The 15,159-nt window shown below is 58.2% G+C and carries 13 protein-coding genes and 1 pseudogene; 1 reads left to right on the top strand and 13 read right to left on the bottom strand.

The features are described from left to right. From EN749_RS15815 to EN749_RS39575, 4 genes and pseudogenes are all read right to left on the bottom strand, one after another. Positions 1 to 500 (bottom strand): beta-ketoacyl synthase N-terminal-like domain-containing protein (locus tag EN749_RS15815; protein ID WP_281061892.1); only part of this gene is annotated, 500 nt, incomplete at its 3' end. After that, complete coding sequence (locus tag EN749_RS15810) at positions 501 to 782, bottom strand: acyl carrier protein (RefSeq protein ID WP_029356603.1); 282 nt, start codon at positions 780 to 782, stop codon at positions 501 to 503. Positions 783 to 2,000: 1,218 nt separating this feature from the next. Further along, positions 2,001 to 2,525, bottom strand: coding sequence for a transposase (locus tag EN749_RS39580; protein ID WP_245265439.1), 525 nt, complete (start codon positions 2,523 to 2,525; stop codon positions 2,001 to 2,003). Between the two features lie 91 nt (positions 2,526 to 2,616). Then, positions 2,617 to 2,991, bottom strand: a pseudogene (locus EN749_RS39575) (IS110 family transposase); the annotation flags it as partial. Positions 2,992 to 3,692: 701 nt separating this feature from the next. On the opposite strand from EN749_RS39575, the gene EN749_RS15800 reads away from it, so the two are divergent. Beyond that, positions 3,693 to 4,610: a LysR family transcriptional regulator gene (locus EN749_RS15800; protein ID WP_024505887.1), complete on the top strand. Its 918-nt coding sequence runs from the start codon at positions 3,693 to 3,695 to the stop codon at positions 4,608 to 4,610. A gap of 48 nt (positions 4,611 to 4,658) precedes the next feature. Here EN749_RS15800 and EN749_RS15795 read toward each other — a convergent pair whose 3' ends face one another. The 9 genes from EN749_RS15795 to EN749_RS15755 all read right to left on the bottom strand — a co-directional run bounded on the left by EN749_RS15795 (position 4,659) and on the right by EN749_RS15755 (position 14,230). Then, positions 4,659 to 5,462, bottom strand: a complete 804-nt coding sequence (locus EN749_RS15795) for a TIM barrel protein (protein ID WP_024505888.1) — start codon at positions 5,460 to 5,462, stop codon at positions 4,659 to 4,661. A gap of 164 nt (positions 5,463 to 5,626) precedes the next feature. Further along, positions 5,627 to 6,688 (bottom strand): LacI family DNA-binding transcriptional regulator, encoded by a 1,062-nt coding sequence (locus tag EN749_RS15790; RefSeq protein ID WP_024505889.1) that lies wholly within the window; start codon positions 6,686 to 6,688, stop codon positions 5,627 to 5,629. Between the two features lie 272 nt (positions 6,689 to 6,960). Continuing rightward, positions 6,961 to 8,247, bottom strand: coding sequence for a dicarboxylate/amino acid:cation symporter (locus tag EN749_RS15785; RefSeq protein WP_126063813.1), 1,287 nt, complete (start codon positions 8,245 to 8,247; stop codon positions 6,961 to 6,963). Positions 8,248 to 8,624: 377 nt separating this feature from the next. Next, complete coding sequence (locus EN749_RS15780) at positions 8,625 to 9,386, bottom strand: sulfotransferase (protein ID WP_024505871.1); 762 nt, start codon at positions 9,384 to 9,386, stop codon at positions 8,625 to 8,627. Between the two features lie 289 nt (positions 9,387 to 9,675). Then, complete coding sequence (locus EN749_RS15775; RefSeq protein ID WP_029356621.1) at positions 9,676 to 10,464, bottom strand: ABC transporter permease; 789 nt, start codon at positions 10,462 to 10,464, stop codon at positions 9,676 to 9,678. A gap of 3 nt (positions 10,465 to 10,467) precedes the next feature. Then, entirely contained in the window at positions 10,468 to 11,382 is a 915-nt protein-coding gene (nodI, locus tag EN749_RS15770; protein WP_024505873.1) for a nodulation factor ABC transporter ATP-binding protein NodI, read from the bottom strand. 260 nt (positions 11,383 to 11,642) lie between these two features. After that, complete coding sequence (gene nodC, locus EN749_RS15765) at positions 11,643 to 12,968, bottom strand: chitooligosaccharide synthase NodC (protein ID WP_032899868.1); 1,326 nt, start codon at positions 12,966 to 12,968, stop codon at positions 11,643 to 11,645. Between the two features lie 15 nt (positions 12,969 to 12,983). After that, on the bottom strand, positions 12,984 to 13,643 hold the full coding sequence (gene nodB / locus EN749_RS15760; RefSeq protein ID WP_126057632.1) for a chitooligosaccharide deacetylase NodB: 660 nt from the start codon (positions 13,641 to 13,643) through the stop codon (positions 12,984 to 12,986). Beyond that, positions 13,640 to 14,230, bottom strand: a complete 591-nt coding sequence (locus EN749_RS15755) for a NodA family N-acyltransferase (protein ID WP_024505875.1) — start codon at positions 14,228 to 14,230, stop codon at positions 13,640 to 13,642. The genes nodB and EN749_RS15755 overlap by 4 nt, the downstream gene beginning before the upstream one ends. Positions 14,231 to 15,159: the final 929 nt, after the last annotated feature.

Genomic DNA, 15,159 nt, shown 5'->3' with positions numbered 1-15,159 from the left:
TGGTTGGCCGAGGCACATGCGGAGGTCACCCCGAAGACCGGCCCGCGCAAGCCGAGGCTCAAGCTAAGATGGACGGAAGCGGCGCTGGGCATCACCTTTACTCCAGTGAAGAGTTCAGCACGGATTGCGCTACCCAAAAGCAGTGAGCGGTAAGTTTGTTCTGTTGCGTATGAACCGGTAAATCCGACGCCCACTGTCGCGCCGAAGCGATGGGCATTCCCCTCGTCCCAGGAAAGTCCGGCCTGCCGCATGGCTTCGCGCGCTGCAAGCACGGCGAGCAAGCTGAAGCGGTCCATGGAGATGAGATGCCCCCGGTTGATGTCGTGCTGGGGCAGCGCCTTGATCTCAGCGCCGGTCATGCCCTCCAGGTCATGAAGCTCGGAATTGGCGATCGGGCCGATGGCGGAGCGGCCTTCGCGCATCTCTTTCCACATAGAGGCGGCGTCGGTGCCCAGTCCGCACAGGCCGCCCACTCCGGTGATAACGACGCGCCTGTCCATTCAAGCCTCCTTCGCAAGCAAGCCGCGGACGGCTTCCACGACGTCGCCGACATTCTTGAGATTGGACCAGGCATCGGCCGTGTTCATGTCGATCTTGATGCCGTAGGCCTGCTCCACATCCCAGAGGACGTCCGCCAAACCCAGCGAATCAAACCCGAGCGCGTCCAGTTCCGTGGCGATTGTTATCTCGCCGACGAATGACGCAGGCATTCCCTCACCGCTCTCCGACTCGGCGCGTTTCTTGATCAGGGCAATGACGTCCGTTGCGAATTGATCGGCCATTCTGTTTCCTGTCTTTCTTTCCCGCGTTTCGACCTGGACGCGGCTCAGTTCCTGAGGCGCGCCGCGTCGCGAAAGCCATCACGCTTGGGCAACTGACAAAGCCCAATGCTCATAAAGCCGGATCAGGTCCGGCCGGTGTGTGGCGTAGGTGCAGTATGACGATGTGAGCCGCTACACCGTGCGCGTCTCCCAGTCTGTCCATAGGCTCGGAAGAAGTCGGACCCGGTCAGTTGCAACTCCCTTTCCCAGCACTCCACTGCCCGGTAGAGCGCATGAAAAATCTCCTTTCGGGCGGTTTCTTAAGACGCTCGCCACGCCATGAGGCAGTGGGGGCATCGGTGTGCGTCAGGTGCTTCTGCCCATGCAGGATTCCAGAACATTGATGAAATCGTTTGTTTCGATGAAAGGCATCCACACTTTGGATAGTTGACCACGCGTTTCAAAGATCGTGAACTACATCTCGTCGTTGTGCTCGACGCACTCCCGACAGAGCGCAACCTCATGGGCGCGGCATGCAGGATTAACCGAGCCCAGCCGGTCATGAGTGCGGCCGGCGCTCGGCTGCTCGATTATTTGCGCGATAAGCTCGCGACCATGTCCGCGGAGGTATTCAAACTTAACGCTGCGTCCGGGAGCTCTTGCCCTCCAGTTCGCGACGCTCTCCCGCCCATCCAGTGCTCGTTTATTTCGTCGGATAGTTTGACCCGGCTCTACCGAATCGCCGCTTCAGGATCATTCTTCCCGATTTCGTCACGCTCGTATTTTCTGCCGCGTCCTACACCGATTGGGCGCGAACAAAACTGAGCGCCTTGGAACCCGAACCCGTGCGTCGTGACCGGGAGCATCCGGGGCGAACTCATCCGCTCGGGGGCATCGCATCACCGGACGGCGACAGGCACGGTCGACCGGCATCTCGGCATCGGCTGGGAATTCGTCCATGGTCTGCATTGGCGACGACGCTTCCTGAGGCCACGTAGCCCTTATGCCAAGCTGGGCGCCCGGTTTGCGGCATCCGTGCCTACCCTCTTCGGACCTCGTGGGTTCCAACCGGCGACGAGGCGTGCATAGGCGCCCTCGGCCTGCTCCACCCAGCGGCGCTCTTCTTCCCGGTGGCTCTTTATGTTGTAGGCGTGCGCTCCCTTTTGGCCGCGCACAGCCTTGCTCCCGGCCTTGAGTTCCACATCGCGCAAGCTTCTTGGCATGCAGGGAGGGTCGAGCCTACGCGTAACTCTCGCCCTTCTCAACAGATGACAGATCACGACAGAGAGTTTGCGTGCGGTTGCCACGGCCGCGACATGCTGTCCGCGCCGGGCTCGCACGCCGCAGGGAGAAGGCTCGCAACGGTCCGGGAGCACGAGCGGCCGCCCAGGCCGCCTCGACGAGCATGCCGCGCGCATGACCACGGCCCTGCTTGGTGATCCGCCCATGGTAGGCCGGACCTGGCCGGACTGCTGGACGCTTGGGTTCAACCCGAGATAGGTCACGAGCTTCTGCGGATCGTCGAAGCGCGACACGTCGCCGATCGCCGCCCTTCATCGCCAGCGCGACGGTGATGTCGACGCCGGGAATGGTCATCAGCCGCTTCACGCCTTCATCCTCGAGAGCCGAGCGGACAAGATCGCGTTCGATGACCTGGAGGTCTTCGCCCAATCGGTCGAACTCGCGCAGATGCCCATCGATCGCGAGGCGCTCGTCCTGCGGTACGACCTGCTCGATTACCAGGTCCGACCCTTGGCGCCGCACAGGTCGGCATGCGGGCAGGACGGATCAGGTGGCTATGAAGGATCGACTGGATGACGCTCTTCAATCGAGATCTCTGTCGGACAATCTGATTGCGCCGTGTCACCTGTCGACGCAGAGCCTGCGTCGGCTCGTCCGCAATCCAGACTTCTGGCAAGAAGCCGCTGGCATAGAGCTGCGCAAGAACGTCGGCGTCGATCGTCGTTTTGATCTTGGCATAGGCAACGATAAACACCTGTTTCGGCTTGGCGATCCCCACCTTCTTCACATGCGGCGCAATCACAGCTGCAGCGGACGTCGCGCTGCCGGTGGCCTCGATCACCCCGACATCGTTCGGCGACAGCTTCGCGGCGAACGCCGCCAGCAGATCGCGCCGCATGTCGACGCGGCCGAGTCGCCTGAGCCTGCCCTCCTCCCATGCCACTGCTTCGGCGAAGGCGCGGTGAATATCCAGTCCGATGATAAGCATGCCCGTTCCTCCTTCTTGGCTCGGTCAAAGACGGGAGCTGGCGGGCAACACGACATCTACTGATCCGCGCTCGCAGCGCATCCGGGAAAGTCGCCAGGGGCGGCCATGTAACGAGCTCGGGCTCTCAGCCCACGGTCTATTGACGGCCTGCCTGCACCTTTGTGCTCCCGGTGCCCCACGTCCCGGATGGGCTCACCATAAGGGCGTTCCAAAACAAGAACAGCAGGACGAGAAGACACCACAGATCACATACCGGATAGCGGCAAGGCCAAGCGCTTCGTTCAGATAGGCTTGCGCCAATGGGCTTAGGCCGAGCCTACAACAGCTCTCAAAAACGCTGCCGGACTGCTGCATTGGCTCGCCGATACAATTGGCACAGGCCTCACGGCAGCTTAGGATCAAACCGCCCATCAGTCGCCTCGGACTGGAAAGGTGCACCCTATTAGATTCCACGCCCAGCTAGGTCGGGGCCGCCGAAGACGCTGGTTGATAGCCCGGCGCCATCGGCCCGGCGTTTCAAACTGCCAATCTCTGACCTGCACAGTACGAACGATTGCTCGCTTCGGCAGATCACGCGGCTCATATGTCGGACCTTAACGTCATCCATCATAAACTTTTTGCGACAAAAGATTGCAAGAATGCTAAATTGTTAAAGTCGTTTGTTTCGGTTAAAGGCATCCATCCCATGGATGGCTGATGACATGCGTTTCAAAGGACTTGATCTAAATCTCCTCGTTGTGCTCGACGCACTCCTGACGGAGCGTAATCTCTCGGCGGCGGCACGCAGGATCAACCTGAGTCAGCCCGCCATGAGTGCGGCCGTCGCCCGACTGCGCGATTATTTCCGCGATGAACTGTTTACGATAAGAGGTCGCGAACGATTTCTAACCCCGCGTGCGGCAGCATTTGCCCCCGCAGTTCGCGACGCTCTCCAGCACATCCAGTGCTCGATTATTTCTTCGGATCCGTTTGACCCAGCTCGAGCCGATCGCCTCTTCAGGATCATTCTTTCCGATTTCGTCACGCTCGTGTTTTTCGAAAAGCTTGTGGAGCGTATTTCACGGGAAGCCCCCGCCGTCAGCTTCGAACTGCTGCCTGTCGACGATAGCCCCGATGAGCTTCTCCGGCGCGGTGACGTCGATTTTCTAATTCTACCGGATATGTTCACGTCGAGTGTGCATTCAAGCATTGCGCTGTTTGACGAGAAGCTCGTGTGCGTAGGCTGTCCCACAAACAAGCAGCTGCCACAGCAGCTTACATTCGAGAGATACATGTCGATGAGGCACGTCGCGGTCAGGTTCGGGCGTACGATGAAGCCGTCTATCGAGGAATGGTTTTTGCTTGAGCATGGCCTTAAGAGACGTGTCGAGGTCGCCGTGCAGGGCTTCAGCATGATTCCACCTATGGTGTCCGGCACAGCTCGTATAGCGACCATGCCCTTACGGCTGGTCAGGCATTTCGAAAAAACGTTCCCCCTGCGGGTTATCGAACTTCCGCTGCCATTTCCCACATTCACCGAGACCCTCCAATGGCCGGCCCTCCACAATAGCGATCCGGCAAGCATCTGGATGCGGGAGATAATGATACAGGAGGCATCTCGGATGGCTGCCCCGCTGTGAACCCTCGGAAAATTCAGGCGCACCTATAGTCACTACACCTGTCACCATCTACTTTGACGACAATAGCCCTCGCCGGATAAAGTCGATGCTGGCGGCAAGTGCGCCTGCGAGATCGTCCAGAGAATGGACTTCCTCGATCAGCTCGAACGAGAAAGGTCCCGCGTAGCCGCCATCCAGCAGCGCCTGAATCTGGCTGCCATTGTCGGAACCTGCAAGAAAGCGATCGGGGTAAATCCAGAAGGTCGGGTCGTTTACGCTTGAAATGTGCACCAGGCCGGTAAGCTCGCAGAACAGGCATGTCTCCCCGGCCAGGGTGTGGTGGAACGTGTCGTGCACGAGGCGAAAGACGGACTGGCCATCAACCGCGGCAACGGCCTCGGCCGCTTCCTTCTTTGATCGAAGCGAGCAGGTTCGGAAACCCAGCGGCTCGATGAGACCGATCAGACCCCGCGACTGGAGGATTGGCTTGATCTCGTTTAGAGCGAAACGAAGATTGTCCTGGCGCTCGCTATTGGTGGGCCACGAGCTGCGGTTGGCCGGCACCAACACGAGCGTCTCTGCCCCGCACGCCGTCGCATAATCGGCGAGGTTGCTTGCCTCGGCCTGACGCGTTGGAGTCCAGTCGTTGAACCGCTGCAAGGCGTTGACAGAGATGATCGTGACGCCCGCTTCGGTAGCGGCAAACCGAACGTCCGCAGCCGGAATGCCGCGTGCGACAGGATTGCTGAAATGAGGGTAACGGATTTGGACGTCGGTCAGGCCTTGGTCACGGGCAAGCGCGAAAAGCGCACTGACGTCAAGGCGGGGCGCCGCCATGTGATCGAGTGCAAAGCGGGGCGATACCTGGCGCATTGCTTGACTTTCCTTCCATGAAGCGCGGCTGCCATTTCGGCATCCGGCTTCTTTCAAGACGGAACCACGCCGGTTCACAGATCGGACAGAGACGGCCGAGTCAATCGAGCTTTCCTTTCATCGGTGAAAGGAAAATGGGCGCTCATGATAGAAATCCATCAAGGTCAAATATTTTCCGGAAGATAAATGTCGAACGGCAGAAATGTCTGCCCCGGGCTCTCCGCGACGCCGGCTTTGATGGCCCGCTCCATTGCCATTATCAGCTCCTGGCAAAGTCGGCGCATTGGCGTGCCGACCGCCATCGTCAAGATGTCATCCGCAAGCGCCCCACGTGACTGCGGCGTCATTTCACTCACGATCGCGACGAGATCCTGACCGCTCCCCTCTTCTCGGAGCGCGGAAATTGCTCCCTCTATACCCCCGCCGGCCATATAGAAGCCGACGAGCTCTGGTTCCCGCTGCATAAGATCCAGCAATTTTTCGTAAGTGAGCTGCCGTTCATCAAGGTTCACGAGCGGATCAAGCACCTCGAATTTGGGCGCGTTCTCACGAAAATAGGCACGAAAGGCCGTTTCCCGCGTCGCATGCGCCTGGAAGCGATGGCTTCCGACAAACACCGCCACCTTGCCGGGCCGTTTTGCGGCCTTGGAAAACACCCAAGCGGCAGTCCGTCCGACCTTGCTGTTGTTGAGGCCGATGTAGCCCTCGCGCACGCCATCGGCGAAGTCGGATAACAGCGAAAATACCGGGATACCTTTCGCCTTGAGCTCCTCGACTGATGCTGTGATTTTCGGGTGATCGGCCGCCACCATGGCGATCGCCTGGCAGCGGCTTCCAAGGTCCTTAAGAAGCGGGAGCAGGTCACGCGGCAAATGTGACTGCGCGAACTCGATGATCGGAAGGCCGTGGAAGGATTTAGCCATACTGACCGACTCTTCAATATTGCGAGCGAAATCTTGGTAAAAATCGTGGGCAGGTTTTCTCAAGATGAAGCCCAGCTTGTAGTGCGGCAGGTGCTGCTGCAAGCGCTGTTTGATGAGACCGGCAGCATGATAGCCGATCGCGTGCGCGGCCGCATGGACCCGCTGGGCGGTCTCCTCTCGCACCGGAAGGCGGACGTTCAGAACCCGATCGACTGTTGCTACGCTGACTCCGGCTTCGCGGGCGAGATCGGCAATTGTGACGCGCTTTCCCCTAGCGATTCTGATCGGCCGGTCCTCCGTCATCCGGTGCGATCCCGCGACGGCTTGGGGCGGCAAGCTGAAATAGTTACCACACCCCACGGTTGATAACGCATTCGACGAACAGCGCTCCATGCGGACCCAGATGAGTTTCCGTGAACCGTTCGTTTGCTTAGGGGCTTCATGGTGTTGTATTACTCTCCGCGTTAGTACACTATTTCCAGCGCTCTTTGGAGGCCGGCAATTCGACTGCTGTGAAGGCCGTGACTTACACGTCGCGCTATTGCTTGCTTGCGGGGAGCCCGTTTGATGTAACCCTAACCGCGGAAAGCGGCTTCCATCCGGGACTGGTCCAATTCGCCTTCCCAGCGAGCGACAACGAGCGATGCCACCGCATTACCGACTAAATTCGTCAGCGCGCGGCATTCCGACATGAAGCGGTCCACGCCAAGAATTAGAGCCATTCCGGCAACGGGAACACTCGGCACGACAGACAGAGTAGCGGCCAATGTGATGAAGCCGGCGCCGGTGACGCCTGCCGCACCCTTCGAGGAAAGCATCGCAATTAGCAGCAGGAGGATCTGATCGGCAATTGACAAATCTGTGTTCGTCGCCTGCGCGATGAAGAGGGCGGCGATCGTCATGTAGATATTGGTGCCGTCCAGATTGAATGAGTATCCAGTAGGGATGACGAGACTTACGACCGAACGCGCGGCGCCGGCCTTCTCCATCTTCTCCATGAGCGAGGGCAGCGCGGCCTCCGAGGAGGACGTTGCCAGGACAAGCAGCAGCTCGTCCTTGATGTAGCGGACAAGAGAAAAGATCGAGAAGCCGTTGCAGCGGCAGACCACGCCGAGAACCCCGAACACGAAGAGGAAGGCGGTCAGATAGAACGTCGCGACCAGTATCGCGAGGTTGGCCACCGAACCGATTCCGTATTTGCCGATCGTAAAGGCCATAGCGCCGAAGGCGCCGATGGGTGCAGCCTTCATCAGAATGCCGACGAGCTTAAAAATGGGGGCGGTGAGCGCCTGGAGAAAGGTAACGACCGGCCTGCTCGTCTCTCCGGTCATCGCCAGAGCAATGCCGAACAAGACCGAGAAGAACAAGACTTGCAGGATGTCGCCTTCCGCGAAGGCACTGGCAATCGTTGACGGGATGATGTTCATCAGGAAGCTGGTCACGGACTGCTCGTGAGCCGTGGCCACATAGCCCTTAACGGCTTCGACATCGAGCGAGGCCGGATCGATGTTGAGGCCGGCGCCAGGCTGAACGATATTCGCGACAATCAGCCCGACAACGAGTGCAAGCGTCGAGAAGGTAAGGAAATAAACCATCGCCTTGGCGGCAACTCGGCCGACCTTCTGCAGATCGCTCATGCCGGCAATGCCGGTCGCAATTGTCAGGAAGATGACAGGTGCGATAATCATCTTGATGACTTTGATGAAGGCATCGCCGAGCGGCTTCAGGCTTTGGCCGGTTTCCGGATAGAGGTAGCCAATTGCGGCTCCAAGGACCATGGCGGCAAGTACCTGCACGTAGGTCCGGGCAAAATGGCGCTTGCGGGGCGCTGCGATCGCGCGGGGGACTCTTGGAACCAACATCGTTTCTCTCTCCCTGACCGGATCGGGGTGGGGGCTCCTCCTTCTCCCATGCTGCGCTCCGGTCGAGCGCTGCTGTCATCTCGGAGCAAGCGCCGTGCCAACTGGACGCCTGTCCCGTCCAGCGAGATTGGTGCAGTTGCGCACTGGAACCCTCCACCTTGCCGGAATTCTGCACTCGAGGCTCGCCAAAGATCGCGTCTGAGGAAGTGCTTCATCAGAGAGGGAATTGACCAGGTCGCCTTGCGCCCGTGCCCTTTGATGTTCGCCGCAGATCGACTGCCGGTTGCCTTGGTGACTTTGGTTTGTCAGTTTTGGAACGGAATGCGCGCAAACTGCAGGATATCCTACACGCCCATCAGAGCACGCGGTACAAGCGATTAAGCGTAGGAGCGCATTGAATCTCCGAGGTCAAAAAATCTTGAATAAGGTCCGCGTGCGAAGTGAATCCGCAACTCGTCAAAGTTCTCCACCGTTTGATCAAGCGGTCGCGTTTCCTGGCGCTGCAAGATGGCGTTATCTGATGGCTCAAGCGCTGGAACGCCCAGGAAATCCCAAACCGCTCCCAAGCATTGGGCAGGTTCGTGAAGTAGGCTCTCGTATTCCATTACAAGCAGGTTGGTCGACGTGAAGGAGTCCATAACGCGAGCGTGAAAATCGTCGGCGGCTTTGAAATAAGCCTCACAGTCGGCGATTGACAACCTGACGCTCGGTGGCCGAGCGGTATCGTTGTCCGAGCTGAACTTCAGCCACTGACCGCTTTCCCTGGCCTGCACAAAGGATCGGAGCGATTCCAATACGTTTCGGCGAACAACGAGGATGACCTTGAGTGCTGGCCAACGAGCTAATTCCGCAAAGAATGCTGGACGCTCGCGAAACTGAGGTTCATTGATCTTGCAGCCAAGATGCGTCACATTCTTGTAGTCGCGCATAGGGCAGCGCACATAGGCAAGCTCAAGAAGCTCGCGATCCGTGCCTAGCAGGCGATCCGTGCTGGGCCAATTGGGATCATATTCGTTTAGCAACTCACCGTTACTCAGAACGGTCGGATGCTCGTTTAGCAATTCTTCTAAATAGTGTGTTCCGGTCCTTGGCATAGCAAGGATCACAAAAGGCTCAGGAGTTGGTTCGTTGTGGGTCATTGCATGTGTATCCAACTAAATAATGGCCGCGACGGTCTGGGGACGCGCACAAGAAGCTTGGCTGCTATCGCTTGAACGCTCCGGGTGGGTCCGCGCGCCTCACCACCCAGCCTGTACTCCGAGGTGTGGTCGCGAAGATGGGCGCGTGCCTGCAGCGGCTGGGTGGCGCCCGGCTTCGGCGTTGTTGTACCACTCGCGATTCCTGGCACACGCATGCCTCCGGGCCGCTGGGGGCAGTTTGCAATCCGGCATTGCGGACCTCCTTCTCGTTGATGGGCGTAGGTAAGCGTCAACGCATTAGTCGTCGATGAAACAGTCCAGCCGACAGAAAAAAAGGCAATACAGCGAACATGCAAAGTGCGCCTATATGCAGCCCTACATTGTCGCCCAGGCGGCCGAGCATCACCGGACGGATTAGATCGATAGAATTCGCCAGCGGCGAGAAGGCCGCAATCTGCTGAAACACTCCTGGCAATTGGCCGACTGGAAAAACCGCGCCCGAAAGGAACAGCATGGGTGTGATGACAAGCGTCTGATAGAAAATAAAATAGTGATAACTGGGCGCGAGCGCGATGACGAGCATGGCCAGGCTCGCAAAGGCGAACCCGGTGAGAGCGATGACCGGCAGCACGTAGAGAACCGACGTCCACGCGGCATAACCTAGCGCGGCGGCAACAATCGCAATTGTCGTACCGGCCAGAAAGGCCTTTGTGGCTGCCCAGGTCAATTCACCGAGAACGATGTCGCCGAGGGTAAGTTGTGTGTGCAGGATTGCTTCCCAAGTGCCCTGATCGCGCATTCGACCGAAAACCGCGTAAATTGTTTCGAAGGTTGATGCTGTCATCGCGCTCGTCGCAACCATGCCGGCTGCCAGAAAGGCGATGTAGGATGCACCTTCGATGCGGCCTACCAACAGTCCAAGGCCAGTGCCGAGCCCGAAAAGGTAAATCATCGGATCAGCAAGGGTGCCGAGCATTGAAGCAAATGCCACCTTCTTCCATGCCAGATGATTGCGGCGCCACACCGCGATCCAGTTCCAGGCGTTGGCGGGTAGAGCGGCCGCAAAACGTTCACCCATTGCTCACTTCTCCATCTCACGTCCGGTTAACCTCAAGAAAACGTCCTCCAGACTGGGTGGACGCTCTAGAATACGCAGACCCGCTCGACCGCGAAGCTGGATGCGCACATCCTCCGGCTCAGGCGCATAGCAAAAGAGCGTCTCGCCGCTTACCTCGACACGCTGAACGTACGGTCTGATCAGCGAAATCAGCTCCTGTGGATTGCCGCCGAAGATCTCGATCACGTTGCACCCAATGTACTCGTCGATCAGCGCATGAGGACTGCCCTCGGCGATCTTGCGTCCCCGCTCGAGAACACACAGCCGATCACAAAGCCGCTCAGCCTCTTCCATGAAATGGGTGGTCAAAATGATCGTTTTTCCGCTCGCCAGCAGGAAACGAAGTCGCTCCCAGATCAGATGGCGGGCATGCGGGTCGAGGCCGGTCGTGGGCTCATCCATCACAAGCAACTGGGGGTCGTTGATCAGAGCACGTGCCAGCGTCAGGCGCCGCTTCATCCCGCCGGATAGCAGGCCGACACGTGAATCCGCCTTGCTCTCAAGGCGAGCGAACTCGAGGAGCCGTGGGATGACGGCGTTGATCTCTCTTGTACTCATGCCGAAGTAGCGCCCGAACACCAACAGGTTCTCGCGTACCGTAAATTCCAGGTCGAGATTGTCGAACTGCGGGACCACGCCTATGCCCTTGCGGGCCAAGCGGCTGCGTGCCGGCACTGGTAGACCGAGGACTGTTATATCACCCGCGTCAGGCCGGGTCATACCGAGGAGCATACGCGCAATCGTGCTCTTGCCTGCGCCGTTCGGCCCCAGCAGACCGAAGCACTCTCCCGATGCAACGGTGAAGGACAGCCCGTCCACAACGAGCTTGTTTCCGAATAATTTGGTTACGCCGGTAAGGTCGATTGCTACATTGGACATGCGTCTATCTCAAGCGGAATGAGTCCGATTGGCCACCGGCAGCTTACTTGCGAATTCTGGTTCAGAGCAGGCCACCGCCTTGAGATGGCACCTTTGGAAAGTCGCGGCCGGAGCGACGCGTGTATCGCTTCCGCCAAAGAATAACGTCAAGATGCCACGTGTCGCTTCCAGATAGTTCCCGTTCTGACCATAGGTAACTCGAAAGCTTCACCCCGTGTCGACTGACACAACTTACTCGGTCACTCGGCGCTGCAAGGCCGTCAGACTTCACCAGCTGTGAGCGAAAGATCTGCAGTATGAAGTGACTCCGCAATTCCAGAATTGCCCGCAGCATTTGCTCCGGCAAGCGGCATCGCGCTTGTGATTTCCTTTGTGCTCCTGTTGGGCAGGGGAACACTTTTACGCGACAGCCAATCGCTATTGCTCAATGTACACAGGGCGTAAGCCTTCAAGGGGATCAACAGGAATATCCTGATTAACGCGTGCATTGAATAGCCGATGAATCGAAGCTGCCGAGTGCGGAAAGATAACACCGTAGATCTGATTATGGTCATCGTGACAATAGCCAGCACCGTCCACCAATTTACTGTATGTGAAAATAGTAGCTCACCGAGCGCCGTTACTACCGCGATGCCGAGCAACAATGGGCCGAGATTCTCTCCCATCACATCCAAAGTTAGATAGCGATCCAGGCCACGCAGTAGACCTCGCGCAAGCATCGTGTCCCGGAAGGTGCTTCGTGCCCAGCGGAGTTGTTGGCGCAAATAAGGTCCCATCTTGTCCGGAACGACTGTCGCCGCGACGGCACCTGGAACGTACTCGGTTCGAAAGCCTGCTTTCAGCATGAGGATCGTAAGATGACGGTCTTCACCGAAGTCGCTTGGTTTCCCCCTGAACAGCTGCGTCTCGTATTGATCCAGCAGAGAAAGGAGACAAGACCGGCGGTACATTGCACATGGGCCGCAGCAGCACATGACCGCACCAAAGCGACCTTGCGCCGCGCGCTCCTCATTGCAAGCCAGCCAGTATTCCATATCGATCAATCGGGTCAACCAAGTGTCGCTGCGGTTGTATGCCGTCAGCTGGCCCATGGCCGCTCCGACCATGGAATCCCGCATTTTTACTGCAAGCTTTGTGATGACGTCGGACGCAAGTGTCGTGTCAGAGTCGACGCTGAGCACGAAATCTCCAGATGAGCGGCGGATGGCGGCGATCTGCGCCTTGCGTTTGCCAACATTCTCGCGGAGCAGAATGAAATTGAATCTCGGGTCGCCCTCGTAGGCGTGATGTACCGGGATGACGGCATTACGATTTCCAGAACCGTCGTCAACCAGATAGACCTGAAATGTTCCGGCGTAATCTTGATTTGCAATGGAAGCTAAACACGCCGCGAGTGTGCGCGGGTCCTCATTGTAGCAGGGGATAATGACATCCACGCTCGGCCAACGGTCGGATCCGAACAAGCTTTCCGACGGCGGCGTAACATTTTCCGGTTGGGAGTAGACCGCTTGCATGCCTCTGTAAACAGTCGAGAGCACCGCATAAGACGAAACGGCAACAGTACTGGCTGTGGTGAGAAGGTCCATAGGATCTCTGTTTGTTCAGGGGTGTTGAGGAAGTGATCGGATTACAAATCCGCGGCCGTGCAATTCTGGAATTAGGCGTGACAACGCTGTCACCGTCTGGTCGCGCAGACTGGCTTGATTGCCTGGTTGCAATTCGTCGGGAGCGCACCCGTCGTGCAACAGCACGATTGCGCCCGGCCGGATATCGGCGAGCACTCTGTCGACGATGGCGTCAACGCCGGGGCGAGACCAGTCGCGTGGATCAATGGACCAATGGACGGGCGCCAATGCCGCACCCGCTGATGCAGCGATTACTTCTTCGGTCCAGATGCCATACGGTGCACGAAAGTACCGAACCATGGCCTGCGGGCAAGCCATCCCTATGACTCTGTTTGCCTCAACTATCTGGCAGTCGACTTCGACGGACCCGCATTTGGCCAGGTCCGGATGAGTCATCGTGTGGTTGGCTATACCGTGCCCGTCTGTAATAATTCGGCGAACGAGTTCCGGCTCGTCGGCCGCGTAGGCCCCAACAACGAAGAAGGTCGCCGTCACCTGATGTTGCGCCAGCACATTGAGTATCTGCGGTGTGAAAAATGAATTGGGACCATCGTCAAACGTCAGATAGACGCTGCGCTCTGCAGTGCCATCGGCATTGTCACTCTGCCCTTCGCATATGTAGTCCAGAGGCTTCATAGTTCCGGACCGTTCCGGTCGATCAGGGTACCGGACGGCCACTCGTCCATCGAGCGTCCGATCGGCGAAACCAACACGAGTACGTCTTCCAGGCGCGTGGGCGGCAGGTCGGGATGCACATCTGGACGGGTCGATCGTACGCGAACGCCCGACACAATGTTCGCGAGGCCGGCTCTGCAGAATCTTTCGACATGGTTTCGCAGCGCGTGCCGAACCGTGCCGAAAGCGAATGGAACACCCAACTGATGGAGCACTGGGTACGCCACGCGCATCGAAAAACCGATTCCGAGCCCTTCAAGATCCGGACGAACCGCGTACAGGCCCAATTCAGCGACGATCAAGTCGACCTCGCCAACTTTGATGAAGCGCCGCAGCATGCCGATGTGAGCCGCTACCCCATGCGCGTCGTAGCCGATTGCGCGGAATTCCGGCCTCGCGCCGGCCCAACTGCGGCCGCCTTCGAATGGCTCCGCGTTGAAGGCGCCAGTCCGTCCATAGGTCTTTCGAAAAAAGTCGGAGAGTTCGACATGGTCGGCCAGTTGCAGCTCATTTTCCCAGCACAACTTCCAATCGACATTCGGGCGCATGGAAGACCTCACCTTGGAGCTGTCTGGTTGAGATAAATGTCCAAGCATTGGTTAAATAATTGGCATCGCACCAACGGGGCGTAACTTGTGGAGACCGCCGAAAGACCAAGCCGTAATGCAGATGCGACTGACTTTGTGCGCCCCGCACACCAGATGATGCTCCTCGGATCCAACGCAACCATGGGAACTACCTATCTTTCCAACTTGAAGCGCCTCTATGGGACCTGCAGCAAAAACGGTAAAATCCTTTGTTTAGATGAAAGGTATCCACGCTTTGGATAACTGGGCGAATGCGTTCCATATGGCTGGTCAATTATCGTCGTCACGCTCGAGGCACTTCTGACGAAGCGCAAAGCTCACGCCCGCGGCACGCGCGGCCGTTGCCGGGCCGCGCGATTATCTCCGTAAGAGCCGAGCGGAGCTCAGACACGACGATTGATCAGAATCTGATTCGCGGGTTCAGTATCTCTTTCGTGTATCCAGCTCTGGGCTGTCCTTTGGCGGGAGTTAGGTTCGCCCAGGTTCTGAGCCTGGGGCGTCGGCCCGTTCGCCGCACAGGCTCCTTCGCACATCGTCGAGGCCGAGAAAGAGGGGGCCACACAGCTCCCCCTGTACTTTCCACCACCCGACACCAGCGCTCACCCAGGGCGCCGGCCTTGCTCACCTCAACGGATAGCGCACTCGCGCCGCTTCACGATTAAAAGAATTCTACAAGCAGATGCCTGTTTGATCGTGAGACGTCCGCTGCCAATTCCCGCATCGCAGAGGCAGCCAATAGCGCTCGCTTCACATAGTGGTCCGGCAAGCAGCTAGATACGACAGGTGACCTCAAATGAGGCGTCTTGCATGGCTTCTACACCTGCCTGAATGCCAGAACTGCGTTCGTACCGCCCATGGCGAAGGCGTTGCTCATGGCGACGCGCACCTTG

It is taken from the genome of Mesorhizobium sp. M7A.F.Ca.ET.027.02.1.1 (genome assembly GCF_004022985.1).
Lineage (GTDB): Bacteria > Pseudomonadota > Alphaproteobacteria > Rhizobiales > Rhizobiaceae > Mesorhizobium.
This window is presented reverse-complemented; position numbering and strand designations above follow the sequence as displayed.